Below are 26427 nucleotides of genomic sequence, written 5' to 3'. Positions count from 1 at the left end.
ACTACAGCACAAAAATGCCCAAAAAGTCGTTGAAATTACTAAATTATACACAAATATGGCGCAAAATAATTGGATTTTGACACATATTCAACTAAAAACAAAAAAACTCTCACATTTGTGAGAGCTATCTTTAAAATTTTAACAGTATTGTTATGCTACTTCTTCCTCAGTATTATCGATAACAATCTGACCACGGTAATATAATTTACCTTCATGCCAGTGTGCTCTGTGATATAGGTGTGCTTCTCCTGTAGTAGGATCAGTAGCTATTTGAGGAACAGTAGCTTTATAATGCGTTCTTCTTTTATCTCTTCTGGTTTTCGATATTTTTCTCTTAGGATGTGCCATTGCTTAGCTATTATTTATCGTTTAATAAGTTTTTTAATTTATCCCAACGAGGATCCGTTTCCTCATCGTTATCTACTATTGTTTTTTCTTTCGGACTTAATTCTTCTAGTTTTTCGAGTATGTCAGATTTTAATGTACCATTTTCTACACCAGGATGAACTCTTTTAGGAGGCATTGCCAAAACAATGAGTTCATAAATATATTGTTGAACGTTTATTTCATATTCTCCATGCGGTAGAATAAGAATGTCTTCGTTTTCATCATTATATTCTGAACCAAACTTCACTACTAAAAACAATTCGTTTTGAATAGGTAAATCAAAAGGTTCGTTGGTGAGATCACAATTTACATTAACAGTTCCTGAAGCTTTAAACCGAAGCTCAAACATAGTTGTCTTCTTGTTAAACTCCAGATCAGCTTTTATTAAAGCCGAATTAAAGTCATCATACTCAAAATGTTCAAAGAACGTGTTTTCAATTTGATACTCAAACTGGTGTAATCCTTGCTTCAGCCCAACGAAAGGAATGGTATACTCTTTAAGTTGTTTCATTTCATCATCAGTTTCAGACGCCTATCGATTCGATAAAGGCGGGTGCAAAGATAATAAAAATTCGTTATGAAAGTATTTTTGTAAACAAAATTATATCAGATTGTTAGTGATTAATCTGGTTTTGGGTTTTAGGGAATAGATTTTAGGATTTTTTAGGTTTATAATTTCTGCTCTCTCCCTGCTTTATTTTGTGGTTTACGAGGTTGTTTCTTTAATGGGTTTTTGGTCAATTCATTATATTCATTTCTGTTTTTAAAAATTTTAAGTGCAGCGAATACAGCTTCTTTAAAAGAACTGTTATCTGCTTGATTTTTTCCTGCAATCTCAAAAGCAGTGCCATGATCTGGTGAAGTACGTACTTTATGTAATCCTGCAGTATAGTTTACCCCTTTACCAAAAGAAAGTGTTTTAAAAGGAATTAAACCTTGATCATGGTAAGAAGCCACTACTGCATCAAAAGCTTTGTAGTTATTAGATCCAAAAAAACTATCTGCAGCATAGGGGCCATATACTAATTTACCAGAATCATTGATTTTTTGAATAGTAGGTTTTAAAACTTCTTCATCTTCTTTACCAATAACACCATTGTCCCCGCTATGCGGATTAATACCCAGTACAGCGATCTTTGGTTTTGAAATACCAAAATCTTGTCGAAGTGCATTATGGATAGTACTTATTTTTTGTTCGATAAGTTCTGGGGTTATGGTTTCAGCAATATCTTTTACTGCAACATGATCTGTAAGTAAACCAACCTTTAGATCATCAGTGATCATAAACATTAAGCTGTTTCCGTTTAATTCCTGATCCAAATAATCAGTATGTCCTGGAAATTTAAACTCTTCTGACTGGATACTATGCTTATTAATTGGTGCTGTTACCAATATGTCAATATCATCATTTTTTAATGCCTTGGTGGCCGCCACAAGTGATTTAATTGCATAACTTCCCACCTTTTCGTCTTCCTGTCCAAAATTAATACTTACTGATTCTTTCCAAACATTCAATACATTGATCTTTCCGTCAAGGATTTGAGAGGTTTTATCGATGCCATGTAAATTGGTATTACTTTTATAGTGTTTCTTGAGAAAAGAAAGAATTTTTACAGAGGCAAAAATTACCGGAGTACAGAAATCTAACATTCGCGAATCTTCAAAAGTTTTGAGAACCACCTCGCTTCCTATGCCGTTAAGATCACCTATCGAAATCCCTAATCTTATTTTTTCTTCTTTCTTCATTATATAAACTACTTTATCAGTATTTTTGAATCTTAAAATCAAGACTCAAACTTCAAGCCACAAATTTAACTAAATAATTCGCATTTATGTTTACAGGAATCATCGAAGAATTAGGAACGATTACTTCTCTACAAATAGATAAAGAAAATCTGGATATTACTGTGCGTGCAAATTTTACTTCAGAACTCAAAATTGATCAAAGTGTAGCGCATAATGGAGTTTGTTTAACGGTGGTATCGATTAAAGAGGATACATATACAGTAACAGCAATCAAAGAAACATTAGATAAAACTAATCTTAATGATCTTACTCAGGGAGCGATTGTAAACCTAGAACGTGGAATGAAGCTTGGAGCTCGGTTAGATGGACATATAGTGCAGGGACATGTAGATCAAATAGCAGTATGTACTGCTGTCGAAGAAGCAGATGGAAGTTGGTATTTTACTTTTACATACGATGCTGCTTTACATAATATTACTATAGAAAAAGGCTCGATTACTGTTAATGGAGTGAGTCTTACTGTAGTGAATTCTAAAAAAAATGAGTTTAGCGTAGCTATTATCCCTTTTACTTATGAACATACAAATTTTAATACGTTCGAAGTAGGAACTGTAGTTAATCTAGAGTTTGATGTTATTGGGAAATATGTAAAAAGAATTACAGAATTAGGGGTTTAATAACTATTATGGCTATAATAAAAGGGTATAAAACAGATGAAAAATTATTTTCTTTTTATTGTATGTACATTTCTATGGTGTTCTTGCACAAATAATACGATCCTTTTTGAGGATGATTTTGAAAACCAAAGTATAGGTAAATTACCAGGTCATCCTTGGGAAAAAACAGGAAATGGTAGTGTCGTTGTAGATACCTTAAGGGCATTTAGTGGTAAAAAATCAGTACATTTTACTTCAGGAGAAGGGTATAAGAATAGAGCTTTTATAGGGATAGATCATATTTTTCCGGTACAGGAAAATCGCTTTTATGGTCGGCTAAAAATGTATGTAGAAGAAGCTCCCCGTGATGGTATTCATTGGACCATGATTCAAAGTTCAGGAAAAGTGAAAGATCATGATTTTTCATCTGAAATAAGATATGGAGGTCAACATCAGAAAAGGTTAATGGCTAATTATGAAACTCAAGGAGTAAAAAGTGATTGTTGGCAACATTCTCAAACCAAAATTCCAGAAGAAAAGTGGTTTACTCTACAATGGATGTTTGATGGAGAAAAGGATACCATGAAATTATGGCTTAACAATGTATTGATCGAGTCTATTATTGTAGTTGATCAAGGAGAAGGTTGCGTGTCGAATGAAATCGATGGTAAATGGAAGTTCCCTGTTTTTGAAAATATGCTCATCGGATGGGTTGATTATCAAACTGGAGGAGGGACCCGGAGCATTTGGATAGATGATGTAGTTTTATCTGAACGTATGATTTCAGACAAGTAGATAGAATCTATTGCTTCTCGTATTTGGCATAGAACCATAATTTAGGTGATTTTGAAGGGTTGTCATTTTGGTAATATCCCCACCCTATAATTTCATAAAACCGGTCAGAGACAGTTTCTTTAAAATACTCAATTTTTTGAGGAGTTTTTTCATTGCGTTCCCAAATTATAGTATTATCACCTTCAGTATTTCCTGCATGTATTACAGTTTCGTCTGGTTTTCTTACAACGCACCACATCTGTCCATTCTGGATTTTATTTACACCTTTACTCACTATTTTTTGTCCAGAATCGGGATAAAAATCGGTAATAGTTACTTTTTGAAAATAAGGAGTTTCTGAAGAGTATACTTGCTCTACTTTTATACTATTAATTTGTTTAAGCTGCCTTTTTTGTATGCTGGATAAAGAAATATGTTGTAGTTCTAATTGTTCTTTGGGGACAGGGTTTTGATCTTCAAATATTAAGAAATCTCCTTTCCAATGGCCATCTAATATGCTAAAAACATTGGCGTAACTTTTATCTTCTTTCGTGACCTTGGGAATATCTTGAATGTTATCAATAGTAGTATCATTTTGACAACTACTGACGATCCAAACTAAAAATAAAATATAAGTGAGATGTACTTGTTTCATATAGTAATAAAAGATATGATTTTATACTAAAATAGAAACAGAAGGGTTATAGTAAAGTGTTGAGAAGTAGAATTGTAATTATACCAATTCTACTTCATTAAATTTAAAAAGTGAAACCCTGTTTCTTTCAATTTTTAAGAGTACTCCTCCTAGATCACTTAGTGTAGAGCAGGATTCGAAATCCAATATTTCACCAAAATATTGACTTTTTGCATCTATTACTTTATACCGCATAATTCTTGATTTGATTTGTTTTCCCATTTTTTTCATTATAGTAGTTCTTTCCCCAAAAAACATACCATAGTGCATCAAATTCTGAAGTAAATGTAACGGTCAACCGTCATTTTTAAAAATAAACTTATCAGGTTTTATTAACAATACTTCTTTTTAAATCATGTTTTGCATCAAGCTTAATACAAAAATCAGCGTCCATAAAATTGTTCTTAACCAGTTGATCTTGATAAGCTTACGAAGTGCAAAAGGAGTGTATAGACTTTTGTTTATTTTCTTGTGAATAGGGACAATAAAAAAGAAGGTGATGATCCAAATACTGTATATAGATAAGCAAATAATAATGTTAAACATTGAAGTGTTTTTTAAGATCTCAATGATACTAATTACTAATTGACCTATCATTAAAGGGATTACTATTAATGTAATTCTTGACGTATATTTTTTATGCCACAGCATAAGTTCTTTATGTCCATAATATGGAAAAGCCGAATAGATAACCAATTGAACTAACCATATCAAAATAACTAATCCAAAATCTAATAGTAGTCGTACTACTTCAAAAATACTCATGTCAGATTAATGCAAGTTCGTTTTAAAATATAGTGATATTCACTTTTATCAATAACTGCTCTTTTCTTGTGATAATGGGGAGAGATTAAAAAGAACAACGGCAAGATAAGAGTTTTTTGTAGCATAGCCTTAGTTTTTAAGATGCTCTTACCACAGTATATCACAGAAGAATTTAATTTTCAATGACTTAGGGGATGTTAAATTTTTCTTATCAGGATCTCAAGCCTTAAATCTGTATACGGATTCTGTCTTTTTTGATGACTTTAAAAATGCTATAATTTCAAAAATATTTAAAATGAATATATTGGAATTATTCCAAATTTTGTAACTTTGTATTGGAATTATTCCAAAGCCAACTGCATCAGTCACTAATTGCTAATTTTAAGAGATTTTCACTTTTTGTTAAGTTAATTTTTTATGGACTTGGCATACGTTTTGCAAAAATATAGATAACAACCCAAATCGTATGACTATGATAATACAGTTACCTAACGCAAATGATTCTTATGTTATGAGTGGTATGAACTATGAAATACAAAACCGAAAATTACAATCGTATAAACATACTTTTGATTATAATTTCTGTAAAAGAAAGTATAATGAGTATGCTCGTATGACGCTGGATCAATTTCGGGAATGTTTGAAAGATCCTCAGAAGTTAGGGGAAATTGGTCATTTATGTTCCTTTATTTTATGGGTTAAAAATAAGGAGAAGCATGAATATAGAGATGCTTTGGGTGATTATGGATTGATTCATTTATTGTTTCATTGTTTAGAGAATAAACACCATGCAGAGATACATGCCGAGTATATCCACGTATTATTTAAGGAAGATATCAAGTTAGTATAGTGGTTAAAAAAAGAAATATTCAATTGTATCTAAATAGTTATAAACGAAGCTTGATATGAACCTTATTAAAAAACTGTACAATGAATACCATAATTATAGTAAAAATCAAGGACCAGAGGATTCCCGGAATGCCACTGGTAAATGCCTCGGGTAAGATATGAATGCCGAGGAGCATATTTAGGTATAAAATAATTCCAGGGATAATATAAATCAATAATGGATTTGAAGCAGCCGGCATTATAAAATTAGACCATTGCACTATTTTTTTTACTTCGATTATATAATACAATAGGTAATATAGAAGTACACAAATCCCAGCAGTATATAAGCACCAGGATGGGGTTGCTCTAATTTTGGATACTTCAAAATACGGGCGTAATCCATATCCAATGGCAAATAAAAACACAGCAAATACAATAGCCTTAAGGTTTAGGATACGTTTTGAGTTGTTTTCGAAGAAAAAGAGTGATGTAATGACTCCTGCAACGACAATAGAAGTATGCGCAAAATGACTACCAATAACTCCTATCCAGGAAAACCCTTCTTTTTGATCCCATTGTGCAGCATGTGCTATATTGATCCCAATACAAATGACTAAGATAACCAACATTCCTATTTTGGTACCCTTAGTAAACCAATAAGCAATAAAGGTGATCAAATATGCCCACCCAATAAGTCCCAGAATCCCCCACCATTTTATAGTCATTCCGATCTCACCCGTATCCTGTACATATAGAAAATACATAATGATCAGAAGCCCTATGGCTCCATATTGCAAACTGTATTGTAACGGTTTAGAAAAGTTTTTGGAGTATTGATTCCAGATCGGAATAGGAAGTGTATAGGCCAGAAAACCCCATAATGCGATAGGAATAAACATTTCTGCTTCATTATATCCGTATTCTGCATTTACCATATAAAGACCCATAACCAATAGCGCAATAGTTCTTTTGATCGTATGTGTCCATATCTTTATAGAAGTTCCTCCCTTCTTTAATCGGGTATTTATGGCAAACGGAATAGACATACCTACAATAAATAAGAATGCCGGAAATACAATATCCACAAAAGTCATACGATCCTCTTCAGCAAGAGCATGTTTCATCCACAAAGGCACGTTTTGTACCCCAGCCAATTCATTTACAAAGATCATTGCAAAAATAGTAATCCCTCTAAATACATCTATAGATGTTATCCTACCAGTGTATAAATTCTCTTTAACAGTCATATACTGTTTTAAAACTACAGAAAGGTAAATAAATTGGAAGTATTAGCAATATAAAATTCTGCAAACTACAGTAAAGAATAGATATTAAACAGGATGTAATGAATGAACGTAATAAAGACTTTCTTAATCCAATCTCAATAGCTTGATTTTTGAGAAAATTCACCTAAAAATTGAGCTAGATACGTATAAATTTCAATTATAAAAGAAGTTTTTTAAAAATACCAGAATAGTATGATGCCGCTTAAAGCCTTATGAAAACTAATGTTTTTAGTCTGTTTGATTGTTTTTATTCAAATTTTAACAAAAAAAGTCTTTAAAAAATTCTCAGTCCCGAAAAATGAAACTGGCTTTTACTATTCTTGTACAAGGAAAACAGAAAACATGGGGAAACCCGTAAAATTTTTGTTGAAAAAACATCGTTTTTTGTGCCGCTAAATACATGTTCGATTATGCTTTTCAAACATAATGATAGGCAAGGGATAAACCTGATATTTGAATATAGTTTTAGTCACAAATTCGTAAAGGGAAAATTAAAATTAGTCACAAAATTAGTATTTATGAAAAAACAACTTCTATGTTTTTTGCTCATGGTATGTGCTATTACTATGGGTCAGGAAACCAATGCACCGAATCCATTACAGGAAGCCTTACAGGTTTTTCCTGTTTCACCAGAAGCGGCAAGTTTGGGAAAATATGGGGATATCCCGGTAAATTTAGCCTCGGGTAAGATCAATTATACTGTGCCGTTATACACCATAAAAGTTGGTGGTTTTGAATGGCCGATTTATCTCTCCTATAATTATGGGGGATTAGTTACCGAACAAGATCATGCGATGACCGGGATGGGTTGGGATTTGATGGCTAACGGAAGAATTACCAAGCAAATTAGAGGAATGGATGATGATTTTGGAGACCAGACCTATAAAGCCAGTACAATAGTACCTTATCTTCAGGGAGCATTCGGTAGCCTTCCTTCAAATGAGTTCAGTGAAAAACAGTATGGCATCTTTAAAAACATTGCTGATAATAACTATGATGCAGAACAAGATAAATATAACATTAGTGTACCTGGTCTTGATGGTAGTTTTGTCTTTAATGAAATAGGAGATGTTGTATTTCTGAACCATAGAAATTATACCATAGAAAAGAATGGAGATATTTTTATAGTGACTAATGATAGCGGAATCCGATATCATTTTGAGATTCATGAAACAGGAACGCATCACTATAGTTCAGGTTCTGAGTCGGTGACCCATACTTCACCGGTTAGTTATTTACTCACAAGAGTACAACTACCCAATAATAAGGGGGATGTTTATTTTACCTATGGTCCAGCAGAGATTTATACCAAACGTGTATATTCTGAATCAGAAACCTCGGGATTTGCCATTGCTACAGAAACCCAGATGGGATATAAGGATAACATCCTAACCAGGCATCGACTTCAAAAAATTACGTTTCCCAATGGTGAAGTACGTTTTGATACTAGCAATGCCACCGACCAGGGGGTAGCTACTTTAGCACTTAATGGATTGTCAGTGTGGGATGCAAACCGGCAAATCATGAAGTATGATTTTACCTATAATGATGCTTCAAAAAACAGGAAAACACTTTTAGGGATTACCAGAAGTAATGGAGATGATATATTGCCATGGTATCAGTTCGAATATTATCCTTTCCCAAATACCCTTCCTGCAAGTAGTAATTATAAATATCAGGATTTTTGGGGATATTATAATGGTATTGCAGGTTCGCTATTATCTGCAGAAAGCAGGGAGATTGACGCTTTAAAAACGCGATCAGGAGCTTTAAAAAAGATTACCTATCCTACAGGAGGCTATAGTGAGATCACCTATGAACAAAATAGAGTCCTAGCTACTGGTGATGTTGGGACAGAGAATTGTAGCTATTCTCATAATAAAACGATTACCAAAATTATTAGATCAGAGATCGGAGTTTTTGACAAGGTATTAGATACTGTAATAGAGGTACCGGCAAACCAGATTGTTAGCGCGTATGCAAGAGTAGTATTAGGAGAAGGTGTAAATAATAGTTTTATAGGTGCTGAGGTAGATTTTGACATTACCACTGTAGGAGAGGCATGTACCTATGAGAATATAAATCTTAATTTTACGGCATATGGAGAAACTATTCCATGCGAACCAGGAGTAGCATGTCCCGATACCTACGAGGATTCTAAAAGCCAAACCGGTTTTTCCTCTGATGGACAAGTTCGTATTCATGCCAGGATAAGTACTCCTATTGGGACTAGTGCTTATGTACAGTATACTATAAAATATGAAGATCGTACCCAAACCGATGATCCCCATCCCTATAAATATGTAGGAGGAATTCGCGTTAGCCAGACCACAGATTGCGATGGTGAAGGTAACTGTAAAACTAAAAATTATAGCTACCGCTTAGGGGATGGTAAACATAGTGGAATCCTGGCAGGATCCCCTGCAGTATTTCAATATACCACCACTCATAGAAATAACCTTCATGTAGTTACCAAATTACATAAAATGGCTAAGAGTATGTCTGATGTTACTAGTTACCAGGGGAGCCCGGTGTTATATAAGCAGGTTGAAATCATAGAAGAGGACGGTACTAATGGAAAAACCAGAAACCAATACTCGGTCTCTAGTAATGGAGCAATTAATTTTCCTTTTGCCACAGCCATAAATAACGATTGGAAAAAAGGAAAAATGCTTAAAAGCGAAGTGTTTAAAAATCAACAAGGAGCATATCTTATACAACGTGAAACTATAAACGAATATGCCGAGGTATACCCTTATGGCAGAAGTATTCATAGTACGATAAAAGCTTATGGGATGGTTGTAGGAAGAGATCAATTTAATCAATCAGGCGACAATGGTTCCAGCGTATCCCAAAATTCTGAAAGGGATTATGCTCATAACTTTTATGTAGACTATCCTAAAGAACATAAGCTAATTAAAACCACTACCCGAGAGTTTTTGGATGATAAAATAGTGACTAATGAGACCTCGTATACCTATGACAATCCTTATGGTCAGCTAAAAACACAGACCACAACAGATAGTGATAACAAAACGTTGACGACCACCTATAGTTATCCTTATGATAAAAATAGTACAGTAAATAATCTTTTGGTAGCTCAAAACAGGATTACGACCCCTGTAGAAACACAGAGCAAAGAAAACACCACTATTCTTGGGACTCAGGTTACAGAATTTATCGATTGGGGGAATGGTATGGTGCTTCCCGGGATCACTAAGGTGGCCAAAGGAGGTGATACCCCAGAGCCACGTTTAACTTATCATAACTATGATGCCCAGGGGAATCCTCTAGAGGTTTCTCAGGTCGATGGGCGTCATATTATGTATATCTGGGGGTATAACAACACCCAACCCATTGCAAAAATTGATAATGCAAGTTATACGGGGATACCTGCAGCAGTAACGACACTGATCAATCAGTTAAAAACAACTTCAGATACAGAAGATACGGCTACTGAAGAAACGACCATGCGTACTCTGTTTAAAAACCTAAGAGAGCATGCCTATTTTGCCAATGCACAGATCAGCGGATATACCTATGATCCATTAATCGGGGTAACCAGTATGACCAATCCACAAGGACAAACGGCATATTATAGGTATGATGATATGAACCGAATGCAATATGCATTAGATCAGGATCAGCATGTGGTACAGCAAGTACGCTATAACTATCAAGGTCAGCAGTCTGACGCTTTGGGCGGAGTCATTATCGATACTCCGGGTGATCAGCCTAAGGTTCCTGATCAGCCTGCAACCTTTACTGCGAATACTTCTGGTAGTGGGAGTGCTAACCTATATACATGGAGTGTGAATGGTGCACAAGAACAATGTGGTAGTGGAGTAAGTTTTACCAAAACCTTTACTAGTGAAGGTACTTATGAAGTAAAGGTATTGGCCTACAATACAGAAACCAAACACAGAGTAAGTCATACCATGAGTGTAATAGTAAAATATCCTGAACTAACTACACCATTGGTTAATGCAAATTATACACATATTGTAAAAGGAACCAATGTTGATTTTAGTGCATCGAGCATAGGAGGTGGTACAGGTAACCTTCGCTATGAATGGTATCTCAATAACGTAAAACAAACATCGACAACAACTACCTTTAGATACAATCCTAATACAGCAGGAACTTATAACGTGTATTTTAAAGTGATTGATAATGAAAGCGGAAAATCAGTAAATAGTGCCATACGAAAACTATATGCGTATCATCCTTTAAATACCCCCAATGTAAGTGCCTCAAAAGCACATATAGAGCGAGGAACAACTACAACATTTACAGCTTCTAATATAGGTGGGGGTTCAGGATCTCGAAGGTATGAATGGTATGTGAATAATGTAAAGCAAAGTGCTACAGGGACATCATACTCTTATCATTTCCCTAATACAGGAACATATACTATTAAATTTAAAGTAGTAGACTTAACGATGCAGAATGCAAATGCTAAATGGGGAGCTAATAGCCCAGTCTTGAAAGTATATCCTAAAATGGTTGTCAGTACAAGCCAGTCTGCTACTTCGGTCTCAGGTTCTAGTGCAAGCGTATCGTTTAATGTAACAGGTATTTCTGGGGGTTCAGGATCACGTCAAACCACATGGAGAGCCTTTAAAGCTGTTAGTCCATCACAAACTGCTGGCTCAGGTACTGGGACACAGTTCAGTTTTTCCAATTTTGCAACAGGGACTCATGAGTATAATATTACGGCTACAGTTAAGGATAACCTAACAGGTAAACAGGTCACAAGACTCATGGTGGTCGTATCCAGTATTTCTGATGAAGATTGCCCAAATTGTGGACCACAACATTAATCTCATAAAGAATAAAACAAGATGAAAAAACAAATTATATATAGCATAGTGATGCTACTTATGGGATTGCAAATGCAGGCCCAGGTAGTGTTGTCTGATAAGAATTATGTCCATACCACGGTTCCTCAAACCGCAGTAACCATTACTGATATGGAAAATGTGAGTTGTGCCAATGCGAATGATGTAGATAATACCATCGAGAGTGTTACCTACTATGATGGCCTGGGAAGACCCATACAACAAAGAGCGATTAAAGCCTCTCCCGATGGTAAAGATATCGTTACCCATATGCAGTATGACGCCTATGGTAGACAAGCCAAGCAACATTTGCCTTTTGAGGCGAACAATACAGTGGGGAGTTATAAAACTGTAGATGTCAATACCGATATCAATGCGTATTATAAAAATACATATTCAGATGACTTTCCTGGGATTACTACTAATTTGGGAGATGTTAATGCGTATAGTGAAAGTGTGTTTGAGGCCTCCCCTCTAAATAGAGTTACAGAACAAGGTGCACCTGGAAAAGCATGGAAAGCTGATCCCAACAGCGATACCGATCATACGATCAAATTTGACTGGGGTACCAATGTGGTTAATGAAGTAGTGAATTTTACCGTAACTTTTACAGGAGGTGATACCGAAAAGCCAGCACTGATACAAGACAATTATTATGCAGTCGATCAACTCTATGTAACCATTACCAAGGATGAGAACTGGACACCTGCAGATGGAGATTTACATACGACCAAAGAGTATAAAGACAAACAAGGACGTGTAGTGTTAAAGAGAACCTATGCTTCGACACCTTCAGCAACATCAGAAGCACATGATACCTATTATGTCTATGACAGCTATGGTAATCTTACCTATGTGATTCCACCAAAAGTGAACACCGCAGATGGAGTAAGTACCACTGAGCTTGCCGAATTGTGTTACCAATACACATACGATCACAGAAATAGATTGATAGAAAAGAAAATCCCGGGAAAAGGAAAGGAATATATTATTTACAACACATTAGATCAACCTGTACTTACTCAAGATGCAAATCTAAGAGCAAAAAGTAGATGGTTGTTCACTAAATATGATGCTTTTGGTAGAGTAGCATATACTGGAATAATAGAAAATGGTAGCACAGTGGCTTTACTACGAAACAAAACAAGTTCGTCTACCTATAAAGCTTATGAAACCAAAACACCAAGCCCAATTACCATTGCAGGGACGCCAGTATATTATACCAAAGATGCATATCCTGTAAGTATATATAAAGTACTTACTATTAATTATTATGATGATTATACTTTTAATATCGATGGATTAACCCATCCAGGAACGGTATACGGAAAAACGATTGATACCAATATCAAGTCTTTACCCACAGGAAGTAAAGTACAGGTATTAGATACCAATGATTGGATTACTACAGTAACCTATTATGATGATAAATCAAGACCAATATATGTAGCCAGTAAGAATGATTATCTAAACACAACAGATATTATAGAAAGCAAACTGGATTTTGTAGGTAAAGTAGAAGAAACCACTACCCGACATACCAAAGGCAGTAATGCTACGATTGTAACCATTGATCAATTTACCTATGATCATATGGGGAGGCTCCTTACTCAAACCCAAAAGATCAATGCACAGGATACAGAGCAGATTGTAAGTAATACCTATGATGCCCTTGGTCAACTGAAACAAAAAGATGTGGGCGGCACTTCGACTCCGCTCAGTGCAGGCGATGGAACCCTGAGCGTAGTCGAAGGGTTACAAACCGTAGATTACACCTATAACATAAGAGGTTGGCTAAAAACCATAAACGAGGGCACAACAGCCAATGGAGATCTGTTTGGCTTTAATATCGATTATAATGAAGGTGCAAATCCACTGTATAATGGCAATATCGCTGGAACTTCTTGGCAAACCGCTAATGACAATATAAATAGAAGTTATAATTATACGTATGATGCTCTTAACCGAATCATCACAGGAATTAGTAATGATGGTAGGTACAACTTAAGTAATATCTCCTATGACAAAATGGGAAATATCCTATCCCTAAACCGAACAGGACATCTTAATGAAGCAGCTACTACTTTTGGAGCGATGGATAATTTAGGATATACCTACGATGCAGGTAATAAACTTCTAAAAGTTGCAGATACAGGAAATACCACCTTTGGATTTAAAGATGGTACCAATACCAATGATGATTTTACTTATGATGATAATGGCAATATGATCACTGATCAAAACAAAGGTATCACAGGGATTACCTATAATCATTTGAATCTACCCAAAACAGTTTCTATATCCAATACGCAAGGAACAGGAAATATTACTTATATTTACGACGCTACTGGAGCAAAGCTAAAGAAAATTGCGCCAAGTGGAAGTTCTTTAATAGAAACGGAGTATGCTGGTAATTACGTCTATAAGAATGGTAACCTAGAGTTCTTTAATCACCAAGAAGGGATTGTAGAAAAAGAAGCTGATGGGTATAAGTATGTGTATCAATTTAAAGATCACCTAGATAATATTAGGTTATCCTACAAAGACGCCANGATCGAACGTTCTTATTTTTTGCTTTGTAGCAAGGCAACCGCTTGAAAAAAGGGTATACCGCTTGTTTTTTTGCGTAACTGATTATACAGGTAATTACGTCTATAAGAATGGTAACCTAGAGTTCTTTAATCACCAAGAAGGGATTGTAGAAAAAGAAGCTGATGGGTATAAGTATGTGTATCAATTTAAAGATCACCTAGATAATATTAGGTTATCCTACAAAGACGCCAATAAAGATGGGGCCATTACCCAAGATGAGATTATTGAGGAAAATAATTATTACCCCTTTGGACTACAACATAAAGGATACAATAATACCATTGTTGGTACAGAAAATAACTATCAAACGTATCAAGGAAAAGAAGATGAAAAAGAATTAGGAAAAAACACTTATGCCTTTGGTTGGAGAGATTATGACCCTGCTGTAGGAAGATTTAACAAGATAGATAGGTTTGCAGAAAAGTATTACGCTGTTACACCTTATCATTTTTCAGCTAATAACCCCGCTCCCGCTAGCGTCTCGCTAGTGGCCTCAAAGATTGGTTAGCGGTGGTATATAAGTAAAAAACAAGCTGGTTTCAAAAAATGAAACTGGCTTGTTATATTTTGTGTCCATGAGTAGAAACTATAAGTTCCATAATAAGTCTGGATTATACTTTGTTAGCTTCGCTACAGTCTATTGGATAGATGTATTTACAAGAGAAAAATATTTATCAATAATGGCAACAAGTATAGACTATTGTAGGAGAGAAAAAGGAATGGAAGTCTATGCATATTGTTTTATGCCAAGTCATGTGCACTTTGTATTTCGTTCTACCAATGATGACCCATCAGGACTGATAAGAGATTTTAAAGGATATACCTCTAGAAAGATTATGCAGGCAATAGAAGAAAATCCAAAAGAAAGTCGAAAAGAATGGTTATTATGGATGTTTGAAAAAGCGGGTAAAAAGAATGTCACAGTTAGTAAAATGCAATTTTGGCAACAACACAATAAGCCTATTGAGCTTTGGACAGATAAAGTAATCCTGCAAAAGATTAACTATATTCACAACAATCCTGTAAAATCAGGTTTTGTAACCAATCCTATAGATTGGAAATATAGTAGCGCAAGAAACTATCAAGATGATCATACTGTATTGGAAATAGATAATGATGGATATTTGTTAGGTCTTTAAAAGAAATTACGCCACTAGCGAGACGCTAGCGGGAGCGGGGATGAAATTTTCCCTATTTTATCCAGATAGCCATTCTATGGATAAAAACAACGAAACTTATAGTGCTTTCCATATATAACAACACCCTTATTAGAATTTATAATAAGGGTATTCAATATTGACATAAAATGTTCAAAATAAAATCTTTAAAATGCACAAACCGATAATTGAATAGGACGACCATTAATTATTCTTTCGACTCCGCATATGCCAGAACAACAATCACTGTCATCAACACATTTTCGGGCTACGTTTTGACAATCATAGCTTCCTCCATGAATGGATTGTTGGTGCTTTCTTTTAAGAACAGCAACACCCTCTACTTTTAATATATTTTTAATCATTTGATTTGGTTTTATAATTATACAATGAGCTTTGAATTTGTCATTATAAAAATTCCCTGAAGCAAAAACTCCAGGGAAAAATTATACATTAATCAATATGAAAAAAGCATCGCCCTCCTGAACAGGAACCTGAACAAAATCTCAAACATTGATCTCCATAATATGTCCCTGCTTTAATCGTTTTTTGTTCGCTTTTCTGAAGTGTAGTTACTCCCTCTAAATTTAAAATGTTACTTAGCATAATGATATGGTTTTGATTACCTACTCTATCCTTAAGGTTTTCGGTTGCCCCTTATCAAAATCAATGTACTATGTATCATTGATTTTGATATGAAGGTATACACGAAAATGAAGGTATAAAAACGAAGTATCCCTATATTAAACAAAATGGGGGTATAAAAAAACCCTGTAAATTTTGCAGGGTTTTTCTACTATCATTTTTTGTTTTTAATTACTTTTCATCATAACAAATACCATCAGCTTCCATATTATATACTGTTGTATCAGAAACTCTACTGGTTCCTCCTTTTATTACCTGTAATGATGCTACATTAATTCTAGTAATAGTAAGCTTTTTCAAGCTAATTTTGTTTGTGTTGTGCTTTTTCATGGTATGTGATAAGTTAATTTTCCCTACTCTTTTATGGCTTTTCAGAATCCTCCAGTATAATAAAATGAGAAGGTAATTTTTTTACAAAATTAAAAATAATAAAGCTTCCCTATTTTGTTTAAAATAGGGTGTCTCTATCATACCGTTTCAAAGCTTGTTTCTTGCTTCTGTATATTCTTGATATAATACGATGGATTGATCCCCGTTTTTGCTTTAAAATGTTTAGCAAACGAATAGTCACTTTTGTATCCAATCTCTGTTGCAATAGATTTAATAGAGAATGATCTAAATTTCTTATCGTTCTTGATTCTCATTAACGCATACTCTATTCGTAAATCATTGATATAGTCATTAAAGTTTTTTTCTTTGTGAATATTTATAATTTTGGATAGATAGGTAGCATTTGTTTTTACTTTTTTTGCCATTGCTCTTAGACTACAATCAGATTTTAAGAAATATTCCTGATCTTCTAATCGGGTTAACCCCTTAAGTACCTCAACCACCTTATCATCATCAATTATAATTTCTTTGGAAGATTCTTTTTTAACATCAATTGCTCCATTAGATTCTAATTGATTAATTTTTTCTAGCAAATCATTAAAAAGTATTTTATTTAATTTCTGTTTTTTAACGTATTTAAAAACAATGAAAATCAAAATCAAAACAAGTAAGGTTACTATTCCAAAGGTGATCTTTTTTATGTTTTCTCCTTTTTCTTTTTTTAAATTTTCTATCTCAGACTTCAATTTTTGAGCATCTTTCTCATAAATGCTATTTAAGGTTTCGTCTTTATCTTTCTGATAGTTTTCAATTAATCGTACATATTCATTATTCCAATACAATGCTTTTTCAAAATCCTTTTTTTCGCCATAACAATTAGCCAGTAATAGATACGACTGAATCACTGGTGGTTTCATTACATCTTTTTCTTCTGCAGCGTCGGTAGTTTTATGTAGGATCTCAATGGCTTTATCATACAACCCTTTTTCATAATAAGAGCTTGCTAAAAAATAATTGATATTTACCTTGGGGAAAGACTGGTTTGTAATATCATGTTCCAGTAAAATATCTTGCGCATCAAACAGATATTTAAATGACTTATCATATTCTTTCTTATAATAGAATATCATTCCTTTTTTGATATAGAAATCAACCAAACCTTCTTTATAATCCAGATTTTTACTGACTTCAATTCCTTTTTTTGAAAAGAACAATACAGAATCGTATTGTTCTCGGGCAAGATATATATCACTTACCGTAGTAAGGATATTAACATGGTTATGTGTATTTTTAAATGAGGTTTGATCCAAGGACTTAATCATTCCTGAAGCAATTGTATGAGCTTTATCCAATCGATTCATCCTTCTTAAAACCTGAATAAGTCCAGAGTTGATAACAAACTCCTGATCCAGGTCTTTTGTTTTTTTGGCCATCGACAACCCCTTGTCATAAGCATCTAAAGCTTCTTTATTTTTTCCGCTTAGTAAATACGCATGTCCCTTCTTGGTATGTATATCCCCAATTAGAACATCATTTTTTGTTTTTTCTACCAGCGCTAAAGCTTTATTATAGTACGTTATACTTTTTTCATAATCATCTGCTTTATAAAAAGATTTTCCCTTTAGAATGTATTGTATTGCAATACTATCCTTATCCTGAGCAGAAATACGACCAGAAAACAGTACTAAAAAAAATAACGTAACACTAAGCCTAAAAGCTAAATTTTGTAGAGTAGAAAAAGTCATTCTGATGGATGTGTAATTATCCAAAAGTAAGAATTACTTTTAAATTCAGAGATTATAAGCTAAGACCATGAAGTTTAGCGTAATTTATAACTTACCTCTTTTTACTACTTTTTGCTAAAGGGTTAAAATCGAGACATAATTCTACCCAATACTCCAGGTCTTTATCAAGATCAAAACCATCTGGGGTTATAAAAACAAAACCTTTCATAGGTCTACCTGTAAAATCCATGGGTTGACATCCTTCTTTTTTCATAGCTTCTTCTGTAGCGTCAACTCCTATTCTTGCCATGAGTAAATCCATTTCTTTTTTCTTGCTAAAATGAATTCCACAGCACATTTTATCATCTACCATAAAACACAATCCGCCCATCATCTTCTTTTCACAGACATTGACTTTTTGTTCTCTAAAAATCTGACGTATTCGATCTGCTAAAAATTCATTATATGCCATAATTACTGAATTGCTTTTAATAAATATTCATTTACAGGACGCATGGTATGCCAATATTCCATAACCTCTTCAAGAAGATTTTCGCTACTAATTAATCCTGAAGCTTCTTCACCTACAAAATAGAATTGTTTATTTGCGATCAGAGGTTCCTTTTTACATGCTTCTTGCCATTCTTTAGGAATACGTTTCATAGTTTCTCCTCTGATCTCTCCAAATTTTTGTACAAAATCGGCATGTTCTAACAGGCTTCTAAATGTTGTTGCATCCTTATTGATTGTAGTTCTTATCTTATGTAACTGCTCCTTAGATGGCCCGAAACATCCACCCATAATCCCTATCATTTCTGGCGAAAAACGTAAAAAAATACCAGGAATACTTTTATCCTTACGCCCTTCTCTCGAGATAAAAGCTGTGTAATGAAGATTATATGGTGATTTGTCTTTAGAAAATCGAATATCCCTATTAATTCGTAACATACAGTCTTTGGGTTGAATCACTATATTAGTGTCATATTGTTGGATTGTTTCAATTAATTTTCCAACAAATACTTCGAAGGGTTTTTTTATGCTAGTTTCATATCTTTTTTTGTTTTCGTGAAACCAGTCCTTGTGATTATTCTTTGCCAAATCTTTAAAAAATGCAACAAAGTCTTGTGTAAAATAATGCATGGTAATAAATTTAAGAGAAAACATAGAGCTTATCGAAGATACTATCTTGACAACTTCGATAAGCTCTAAATAAAATGTATATCAAAATTAACTTAAACTACAAGAGAGTTATTTCATAGAGTGAAAAGCTACTCGATTTCCTTCGGTATCTAGAAAAATAGCCATAAAACCATTTTCTCCTAAAGAGGTTTTAGGCATAAGAATTTTTCCTCCAGCTTTTTCTACTCTAGCCAAAGGTACAGACAGGTCATCGCCCCCATTAAGGTATGCAAATGTACCTTCTTGTGAAGGTTTATTACCATTACCATGGGTAACACAACCTCCTACTCCTCCATCTTTGTATGGAAAGAATGCCATTTTAAAATCCATTTCCATAGGCTGTAATTCGGCTTGCAAAAGTTCGTTGTAAAATTTTATTGCTCTTTCAAAATTTGTGCTTGGTATCTCAAACCAGCTAATTGCATTTGACATGATGTATAATTTATTGGTTTCTAATACTTCAAAGGTAAACGATCATATGAATCAAAAAAATTATATTTTTGCAAAAACATAGGTTTCTAAAATGAAGAAAAACGAAGAATTATTTTATCTAATCAAGTCATTAACCAAAAGCGAAAAACGATATTTTAAATTAAGTGCACAAGGAAATGAATCCGCAGAATACCTTCATCTCTTTGATGCTATAGAAGCACAAAAAGTCTATGATGAAACAAAAATCAAAACGCTTTTTAAAGATAAAACCTTCGTTCTTCAATTAACAACAATAAAAAACTACCTGAAACAACGCATTTTACAATCTTTGCGAAGCTATCATTCTAGAATTTCAAAAAATGCAGAACTTATGGATATCATACGTAACGTAGAAATTCTGTATCACAAAGGGCAATATTCAATCTGCAAAAGCGAATTAAATCGCGCAGAAAAGAAAGCCAAAAACTTTCAACAAGACATGTTGTTATTTCATATAGAAGACTGGAAAAGAAAAGTACACCAAGCGCTATATCCTCAGGATTTCACAACATTAAAAACTATCATAGAAAAACAAAAAGACACCCTTGACTCTACTAATGAGTATATCGATTTATTACTAGCTAATGTAGATCCTGCACAATTCTCATTATCACATAAAAAAAGTGTTTCTCTTCAAAACAAAACACTCAAAACCCTTCATAAATACAGGAAACAGCTCTTGTCTAAACACACAGATAAAGCAAGGCAAACGTTAGAAAACTTAATCAAAGAATGGGAACAGAGCCCAGAATTACTAAAGGAATATTTTGCCATGTATTTCTCTGTTAATAATAATCTTCTTGGTTTTCTGGTATTTAATAAACAATATAAAGAAGCATTTGTGAGAATTCTTCTTTTAAAACAAAAAGCCCAAACAATAACCACCATCTCTGCAGCTATAATAAAAGAAACATTGCGACTCTACAATATCGAACTCGAGATCCATAGAAATCTAAAAGACCTACACACTACCCATGAAGTAATTAATGAAATTCAGACCTTCATCAACACACACAAAACTCTGGTCCCTAACAACTATTGGCTTTCATTTCGTTTTCAATTTGCTAATATCTACTTCCTAAAAGAAGATTACAAAAAAGCATTGCAATGGATCAATGATATCCTGAATCATCAAACAAAAAAAGATCGCAAAGATTTAATCACACATACGTATTGGCTCAACCTTCTTGTACATTATGAATTAGGCAATGGATTTACATTACGCTACCTAATTGATTCTATGAAAAAACAATTAAGAAAACAAAAAAACATAGTTTTCTATGAAAAAACTATCTTAAAATTTTTATCAAAAACTGTTGAATATGATGCTATAGAAAAAAGAAAAGCTTTTATTGATCTTAATGACCAACTCGAAGAGTATCCTATCCCTGATCATATTTTGGGGTATGTAGATTTTACAGAATGGATATTTAAAAAATGCTAAATAGCTTTCTTTCTTGCACTACAATGCTATACTACACAATATAAATACCGGGAAGTAAGCAGCATAACACAAATTTTGGCTAAATCTTTCTCAAAACCTATTTCACACCCAATAAATGGTAGCTCTATCCATACTTGTGTTTAACTTGAGACTGTGTATCATTATATAATTTAAAGCAGCTCCAGATAATTTTAAAACATCCAAAATTTCCTGTTTCGATTATGTAGTTCTCCTTATCACATTTTATTAATGCAACTATGTCGCAATAAAGTAATAATTATTATCTTTGACAAAAAAATAACCCAATGATAGATAACAATAATTTTGATGTAATTATTATTGGCGGAAGTTACGCAGGACTTTCTGCCGCCATGGCTCTAGGTAGATCTCTTAGAACCGTTTTGATCATAGATAGCGGAAAACCTTGTAATCGACAAACGCCTCATTCTCATAATTTTATCACTCAAGACGGAAAAAAACCCTCAGAAATTGCTTCGATTGCAAAGGAGCAAGTGCTACAATACAATACGGTATCATTTTTTGCAGATCTTGCCACTACTGCAAAAAAAACCAATAACAGCTTCGAAATTGAAACCCAGTCGGGAGCGTTATTTCTTTCCAAAAAAATAATATTCGCCACAGGGTTACGAGATATCATGCCAAATATTGAAGGTTTTGCAGCATGTTGGGGAATATCGGTTATACATTGTCCGTATTGTCATGGCTACGAGGTTAGAAACCAAAAAACCGGTATTTTAGCAAATGGTGATATGGCTTTTCATTATGCTCAGCTAATATCCAACTGGACAAAAGAACTAACACTCTTTACCAACGGCAAATCAACACTTACAAACGAACAAACAGAAAAAATTAAGAAAAATAATATTGAAATTATTGAAAAAGAGGTTGATGCTATAGTGCATGAAAATGGAAAATTACAACACATTACTTTTGATGATCAATCAAAAACTGTTGTCGAAGCGATTTACTCTGGACCACAATTCGAGCAACATTGTGATATCCCTGAAAAACTTGGGTGTCAATTAACAGAAGAAGGTTTAATCAAAATAGACACTTCTCACCAGACTACCGTCGAAGGTGTCTATGCATGTGGTGATAATTCTAATAAAAGAACAGTTTCACTTGCAGTTTCTTCTGGTACCCTAACAGGAGTACATATAAACAACTATTTGATTCAAGAGGAATTTTAATACGTAGAACTATCTAAATAATTCTTAACAATAAAAAAAGAAGATAGGTTACATGTAACCTATCCTCTTTTACACTTAAACTAAGGGGTATATGTAGTTTGAGCTTTATCTCGAAGAGAAAAGTATTTTCTATGAAAAATAAATATAGATTCCTATGACAATTACACAGATTAATCCTCCTACTATTTTCACATTCTTCCAGGGAGTAATGTCGACTTCTTTAGTGTATTGTTGTTCATAAGGTACTTCTCTTGGAAAGAGTTTTCCTATAATAAGCATGATAATAATATTTAATACAAAAAGAATAGCCATAACATGTAAGAAATGAGGAAACTGATCTTTCATAACTGTGCTATCCAATACCACATAAATCAAATATAGTATTGCACCCGAAACAATGGCAATTTTTGCAGCAATAGCAGGTACGTTTTTGGTTAAATACCCTACTACAATAATGGTTAGGATCGGAATACTATAACATCCATTTACTTGTTGCAGATATCCAAATAACCCATCAGGAGCATTTGCAATAAACGGAGCTATAAACATCGCCAACAGCGCCAATACCACTCCAAATAATTTACCAGCCTTCACCACTTGTCGCTCAGAAGCTTCTTTATTGATATATTCTTTGTAGATATCAATTCCGAATAAAGTAACAGAACTATTTAGAGCACTATTAAATGAACTTAGTATTGCTCCAAAAAGAACAGCCGCAAAAAAGCCTACCAGGGACAAAGGCAATACTTTACTTACCAGAGTTGGATATGCTTCATCGGCATTAGTAAGCGTATCCCCAAACATATGAAACGCAATTACACCGGGAAGCACTACAATTAAAGGACCTAAAATCTTAATAAAAGATGCTAATATCAATCCCTTTTGCCCTTCTTTTAGGTTTTTTGCTCCCAGTGCCCTCTGAATGATTGCTTGGTTCGTTCCCCAATAAAACAATTGTACCAGCATCATCCCGGTAAAGATCGTTGCAAAGGGTACAGAAGCTTCACCAGAACCTAAAGAATTAAATTTCTCGGGGTTATCATTCAGCAATGTCGTTAATCCTCCAGTAAGACTTCCATCTCCTATATGAAGTAATCCAAAAATGGGAATCATAATTCCTCCTATCAATAATCCAACTGCGTTAATCGTATCAGAAACAGCAACAGCTTTAAGACCTCCGAAAATAGCATAGATAGAACCTGTAATTCCAATTCCGAAAACACAAATCCAAATTGACATAGTTTTAGACACTCCTAATAATTCAGGAACATCGAACATGGTACTAATAGCTAAGGATCCAGAATACAAAACAATAGGCAGAAACACAACTACATAACCTGTAAGAAACAACCCTGATGCTATTGCTTTGGTGGTAGTATCATATCGTCTTTCTAAAAACTGAGGAACCGTAGTAATTCCTCCTTTAAGATATCTAGGCAATAAAAATATAGCAGTAACTACCATTGCAATAGCCGCTAGAGTTTCCCAAGCCATTATCAAAATCCCCTCGGTAAATGCTTGTCCGTTAAGCCCCACAATTTGTTCAGTAGAAAGATTAGTAAGTAATAAAGAACCTGCGATTACAACGCCAGTAAGACTTCTACCTCCCAAAAAATATCCATCTGATGTATTTTCATCCGTTTTTCTGGTTGCTATGTAAGAAATAATACCAACAAGTAATGTAAATCCTAAAAAGGAAAGTATGCCCATGATTTATGCGTTTTTAATTTTTTAAATATATTAGGATTTTTTTAATTCACCATTTACAAATTTTCCTTAAGATGTTAATTTAAAAAGCTTATTGTATAAACCTTCTATTTATTACATCATGAGATAAGTAATTGCTCCTTGGTTTCATCTTCCTACCTTCATAAGCACGAAAACTCAGTTTTGTTTACTAAAAAAATGTTAATTTTTCATAAAAAGGTAATAACTCAAAACTTTTGCGGTTATTTAACACATAATTTAATAACTACAAACTCAACAAAATGAAAAATTGTAAATCGATGCTATTGCTAGCTACAGCGATAGCTATGGTCGCATGTTCGGACAACGAACCAATCTCAGAACTAGAATCCTTACAACCAGAAGTTTTAAAATTTGACGGAGCAGAAAAGGCTTTTGCAGATCAATCAGGAACTATCGAAGAAGGGTTTTTTCAAGGATTAGCTGTTACTTATGAAAAAATTAACGGTCAAAATATCCTAGAAGGAGATATTGTAATGCCCGAAAATCAAATCTTTAAAAGTGCAACCAATATTGTTCTTGAAGAAGGACAAGATCCAAATCAAGCAAAAAGTGTAGGGAGAACCGGAGGAAGATGGCCAAACAATACGGTATATTACACTATTGCCAGTGACCTTCCGAATCAAGCGAGAGTCACTAATGCAATCGCAAGCTGGGAAAACAACACTAATCTTAGGTTTGTTAGAAGAACAAATCAAAGAAATTATATCTATTTCAGATCTGGAGGAGGATGTTCTTCTAGTGTAGGAATGGTAGGTGGAAGACAAAATATTACTCTTGCCAATGGGTGTAGTACGGGAAATACTATTCATGAAATTGGTCATGCTGTAGGTCTTTGGCACGAACAAAGTAGAGCTGATAGAAATCAATATATCACTATCAACTTTCAAAATATCCAATCTGGAAAAGAGTTTAATTTTAGAACTTATGCTGAGCAAGGAAGAGATGGTGATGAATACACAAGTTCACTAGATTTTGGATCTATAATGATGTATGGTCCTACATCTTTCTCTAAAAATGGACAACCAACAATTACTAAAAAAGATGGTAGTTCTTATTCTGTGCAAAGAAATGCATTGTCTTCTGCAGATTTGCAAGGGATAAGTCAAATGTACCCATCTAGTACAGGCGGCGGCGGAGAGCCAACGTATGCAAATGGACAATATTATACTGTAAACGGCTTAAGAGTATATCGTTATAATGATAAGTGGTACTACTATACTTCTAGTAACGGCTGGAGAGAAGTTGTATATAGAAACGGGGCATGGTACTACGCTTAAGGATTAAAAGCTAGAATCATAACTCTATTAAAAGTATATATTTAGACCTTGGATATTAATCTATCCGAGGTCTTTTTTTTGGTCACAGTAATAAATACCTTATTTTTGAGTCCTTACTTAAAAACGTAGAATGAAACGATTTCTTTTTATAGGAATATTACTAATTTGTATTGGATGTCAAAGCGAAAATACCGCAAATACCCAAGAAGAAAAACCCGTTGCTCAACTGGACAGTCTTTCTAAAGAAAAAATCAAATTAGAGCCTTTAAAGCTTTCTCCTCAAGCAGAAAAAAGTCTTGAGAACTTTGAGGATTTCCAAAACTTAAGAAATTTTGTAACATCTCTACGTAATGGAAATTCCTTTTATATTAATAAACACGCAGACAGTATAAATGTATTAATAGGTACATTTAAAGAAAATCTCTCTGAGGATTTAAATGTAAATACCATCAACTCTCGTATTGGTGTGCTTGCTACAGAATCTGGTTTATTAAGATTACTTACTGAAAAGAAAAATCCCGATTCAGAAAAAATAATGGAGGCTAATACCAGGCTGATTAAGGCCTATAATAGTTTAATTATTCAGCTTAATGAATTGTCATTAGCAATTCCTGAAAATATCGAAAAAGAACTTCTTAAAAAATTAGACTTAGAAGAGGAAGAATAAA

Annotated in this window: 26 protein-coding genes; 11 read left to right on the top strand and 15 right to left on the bottom strand. The window is 33.9% G+C overall.

Annotated elements, in window-relative coordinates; genetic code table 11:
- Positions 1 to 150: 150 nt before the first annotated feature.
- From rpmF to pdxA, 3 genes are all read right to left on the bottom strand, one after another.
- Positions 151 to 348, bottom strand: coding sequence for a 50S ribosomal protein L32 (rpmF, locus tag FOF46_RS19735; RefSeq protein ID WP_025743674.1), 198 nt, complete (start codon positions 346 to 348; stop codon positions 151 to 153).
- Positions 349 to 358: 10 nt separating this feature from the next.
- Positions 359 to 898, bottom strand: coding sequence for a YceD family protein (locus FOF46_RS19730; protein WP_109436420.1), 540 nt, complete (start codon positions 896 to 898; stop codon positions 359 to 361).
- 158 nt (positions 899 to 1056) lie between these two features.
- The gene (gene pdxA / locus FOF46_RS19725; RefSeq protein ID WP_109436421.1) at positions 1057 to 2133 is read right to left on the bottom strand and encodes a 4-hydroxythreonine-4-phosphate dehydrogenase PdxA; all 1077 of its coding nucleotides are present in this window, start codon (positions 2131 to 2133) and stop codon (positions 1057 to 1059) included.
- An 86-nt stretch (positions 2134 to 2219) separates the two neighbouring features.
- Between pdxA and FOF46_RS19720 the strand changes: the two genes are divergently transcribed.
- Together FOF46_RS19720 and FOF46_RS19715 are read left to right on the top strand one after the other, a co-directional pair.
- Positions 2220 to 2810 (top strand): riboflavin synthase, encoded by a 591-nt coding sequence (locus FOF46_RS19720; RefSeq protein ID WP_143917631.1) that lies wholly within the window; start codon positions 2220 to 2222, stop codon positions 2808 to 2810.
- Positions 2811 to 2846: 36 nt separating this feature from the next.
- Positions 2847 to 3584 carry a hypothetical protein gene (locus FOF46_RS19715; RefSeq protein ID WP_143917630.1) on the top strand — a complete coding sequence of 246 codons (738 nt, stop codon included), beginning with the start codon at positions 2847 to 2849 and terminating at the stop codon, positions 3582 to 3584.
- A gap of 7 nt (positions 3585 to 3591) precedes the next feature.
- Here the strand turns inward: FOF46_RS19715 and FOF46_RS19710 are convergent, their stop codons facing one another.
- The 3 genes from FOF46_RS19710 to FOF46_RS19700 all read right to left on the bottom strand — a co-directional run bounded on the left by FOF46_RS19710 (position 3592) and on the right by FOF46_RS19700 (position 5022).
- The gene (locus FOF46_RS19710) at positions 3592 to 4218 is read right to left on the bottom strand and encodes a hypothetical protein (protein ID WP_143917629.1); all 627 of its coding nucleotides are present in this window, start codon (positions 4216 to 4218) and stop codon (positions 3592 to 3594) included.
- 78 nt (positions 4219 to 4296) lie between these two features.
- Positions 4297 to 4452: a hypothetical protein gene (locus tag FOF46_RS19705; protein ID WP_208746799.1), complete on the bottom strand. Its 156-nt coding sequence runs from the start codon at positions 4450 to 4452 to the stop codon at positions 4297 to 4299.
- Between the two features lie 153 nt (positions 4453 to 4605).
- Positions 4606 to 5022: a hypothetical protein gene (locus tag FOF46_RS19700; protein WP_143917627.1), complete on the bottom strand. Its 417-nt coding sequence runs from the start codon at positions 5020 to 5022 to the stop codon at positions 4606 to 4608.
- Between the two features lie 472 nt (positions 5023 to 5494).
- Between FOF46_RS19700 and FOF46_RS19695 the strand changes: the two genes are divergently transcribed.
- Positions 5495 to 5872, top strand: a complete 378-nt coding sequence (locus tag FOF46_RS19695; protein WP_109436427.1) for a hypothetical protein — start codon at positions 5495 to 5497, stop codon at positions 5870 to 5872.
- 37 nt (positions 5873 to 5909) lie between these two features.
- Here FOF46_RS19695 and FOF46_RS19690 read toward each other — a convergent pair whose 3' ends face one another.
- The gene (locus FOF46_RS19690; protein ID WP_143917626.1) at positions 5910 to 7100 is read right to left on the bottom strand and encodes a heparan-alpha-glucosaminide N-acetyltransferase domain-containing protein; all 1191 of its coding nucleotides are present in this window, start codon (positions 7098 to 7100) and stop codon (positions 5910 to 5912) included.
- Positions 7101 to 7657: 557 nt separating this feature from the next.
- Between FOF46_RS19690 and FOF46_RS19685 the strand changes: the two genes are divergently transcribed.
- From FOF46_RS19685 to FOF46_RS19670, 4 genes are all read left to right on the top strand, one after another.
- A complete protein-coding gene (locus FOF46_RS19685) occupies positions 7658 to 11962 on the top strand; it encodes a PKD domain-containing protein (RefSeq protein ID WP_167571895.1) in 4305 nt (1434 codons plus the stop codon).
- 21 nt (positions 11963 to 11983) lie between these two features.
- A complete protein-coding gene (locus FOF46_RS32615) occupies positions 11984 to 14578 on the top strand; it encodes a DUF6443 domain-containing protein (RefSeq protein ID WP_143917624.1) in 2595 nt (864 codons plus the stop codon).
- A 16-nt stretch (positions 14579 to 14594) separates the two neighbouring features.
- On the top strand, positions 14595 to 15080 hold the full coding sequence (locus tag FOF46_RS19675; protein ID WP_167571894.1) for an RHS repeat-associated core domain-containing protein: 486 nt from the start codon (positions 14595 to 14597) through the stop codon (positions 15078 to 15080).
- Positions 15081 to 15147: 67 nt separating this feature from the next.
- Positions 15148 to 15711, top strand: coding sequence for an REP-associated tyrosine transposase (locus FOF46_RS19670; RefSeq protein WP_143917622.1), 564 nt, complete (start codon positions 15148 to 15150; stop codon positions 15709 to 15711).
- Between the two features lie 185 nt (positions 15712 to 15896).
- Here the strand turns inward: FOF46_RS19670 and FOF46_RS19665 are convergent, their stop codons facing one another.
- The 7 genes from FOF46_RS19665 to FOF46_RS19645 all read right to left on the bottom strand — a co-directional run bounded on the left by FOF46_RS19665 (position 15897) and on the right by FOF46_RS19645 (position 20039).
- The gene (locus FOF46_RS19665; protein WP_143917621.1) at positions 15897 to 16094 is read right to left on the bottom strand and encodes a hypothetical protein; all 198 of its coding nucleotides are present in this window, start codon (positions 16092 to 16094) and stop codon (positions 15897 to 15899) included.
- 88 nt (positions 16095 to 16182) lie between these two features.
- Complete coding sequence (locus FOF46_RS31675; protein ID WP_160114128.1) at positions 16183 to 16335, bottom strand: hypothetical protein; 153 nt, start codon at positions 16333 to 16335, stop codon at positions 16183 to 16185.
- A gap of 210 nt (positions 16336 to 16545) precedes the next feature.
- On the bottom strand, positions 16546 to 16704 hold the full coding sequence (locus FOF46_RS32355) for a class I lanthipeptide (RefSeq protein WP_255412220.1): 159 nt from the start codon (positions 16702 to 16704) through the stop codon (positions 16546 to 16548).
- Between the two features lie 137 nt (positions 16705 to 16841).
- Positions 16842 to 18449: a tetratricopeptide repeat protein gene (locus FOF46_RS19660; protein ID WP_143917620.1), complete on the bottom strand. Its 1608-nt coding sequence runs from the start codon at positions 18447 to 18449 to the stop codon at positions 16842 to 16844.
- A 91-nt stretch (positions 18450 to 18540) separates the two neighbouring features.
- Positions 18541 to 18900, bottom strand: coding sequence for a TfoX/Sxy family protein (locus FOF46_RS19655; RefSeq protein WP_143917619.1), 360 nt, complete (start codon positions 18898 to 18900; stop codon positions 18541 to 18543).
- Positions 18901 to 18902: 2 nt separating this feature from the next.
- A complete protein-coding gene (locus FOF46_RS19650; RefSeq protein ID WP_167571893.1) occupies positions 18903 to 19568 on the bottom strand; it encodes a DUF2461 domain-containing protein in 666 nt (221 codons plus the stop codon).
- A 108-nt stretch (positions 19569 to 19676) separates the two neighbouring features.
- Entirely contained in the window at positions 19677 to 20039 is a 363-nt protein-coding gene (locus FOF46_RS19645) for a VOC family protein (protein WP_109435951.1), read from the bottom strand.
- Positions 20040 to 20130: 91 nt separating this feature from the next.
- Here FOF46_RS19645 and FOF46_RS19640 point away from each other — a divergent pair, with 91 nt between their 5' ends.
- The gene (locus FOF46_RS19640; RefSeq protein ID WP_143917617.1) at positions 20131 to 21522 is read left to right on the top strand and encodes a hypothetical protein; all 1392 of its coding nucleotides are present in this window, start codon (positions 20131 to 20133) and stop codon (positions 21520 to 21522) included.
- A 305-nt stretch (positions 21523 to 21827) separates the two neighbouring features.
- Positions 21828 to 22733, top strand: coding sequence for an NAD(P)/FAD-dependent oxidoreductase (locus tag FOF46_RS19635; protein ID WP_143917616.1), 906 nt, complete (start codon positions 21828 to 21830; stop codon positions 22731 to 22733).
- A 129-nt stretch (positions 22734 to 22862) separates the two neighbouring features.
- Here FOF46_RS19635 and FOF46_RS19630 read toward each other — a convergent pair whose 3' ends face one another.
- Positions 22863 to 24443, bottom strand: coding sequence for a solute:sodium symporter family transporter (locus FOF46_RS19630; RefSeq protein ID WP_143917615.1), 1581 nt, complete (start codon positions 24441 to 24443; stop codon positions 22863 to 22865).
- A gap of 278 nt (positions 24444 to 24721) precedes the next feature.
- On the opposite strand from FOF46_RS19630, the gene FOF46_RS19625 reads away from it, so the two are divergent.
- Together FOF46_RS19625 and FOF46_RS19620 are read left to right on the top strand one after the other, a co-directional pair.
- Positions 24722 to 25759, top strand: a complete 1038-nt coding sequence (locus FOF46_RS19625; RefSeq protein WP_109435955.1) for a M12 family metallopeptidase — start codon at positions 24722 to 24724, stop codon at positions 25757 to 25759.
- 130 nt (positions 25760 to 25889) lie between these two features.
- Positions 25890 to 26426 carry a hypothetical protein gene (locus FOF46_RS19620; protein ID WP_109435956.1) on the top strand — a complete coding sequence of 179 codons (537 nt, stop codon included), beginning with the start codon at positions 25890 to 25892 and terminating at the stop codon, positions 26424 to 26426.
- Position 26427 lies beyond the last annotated feature (1 nt).

This window comes from Aquimarina algiphila (assembly GCF_007489275.1).
In the GTDB taxonomy this organism is placed as follows: domain Bacteria; phylum Bacteroidota; class Bacteroidia; order Flavobacteriales; family Flavobacteriaceae; genus Aquimarina; species Aquimarina algiphila.
Note: the sequence above shows the minus strand (reverse complement) of the source record. Positions and strands in the feature narration are given on the sequence as shown.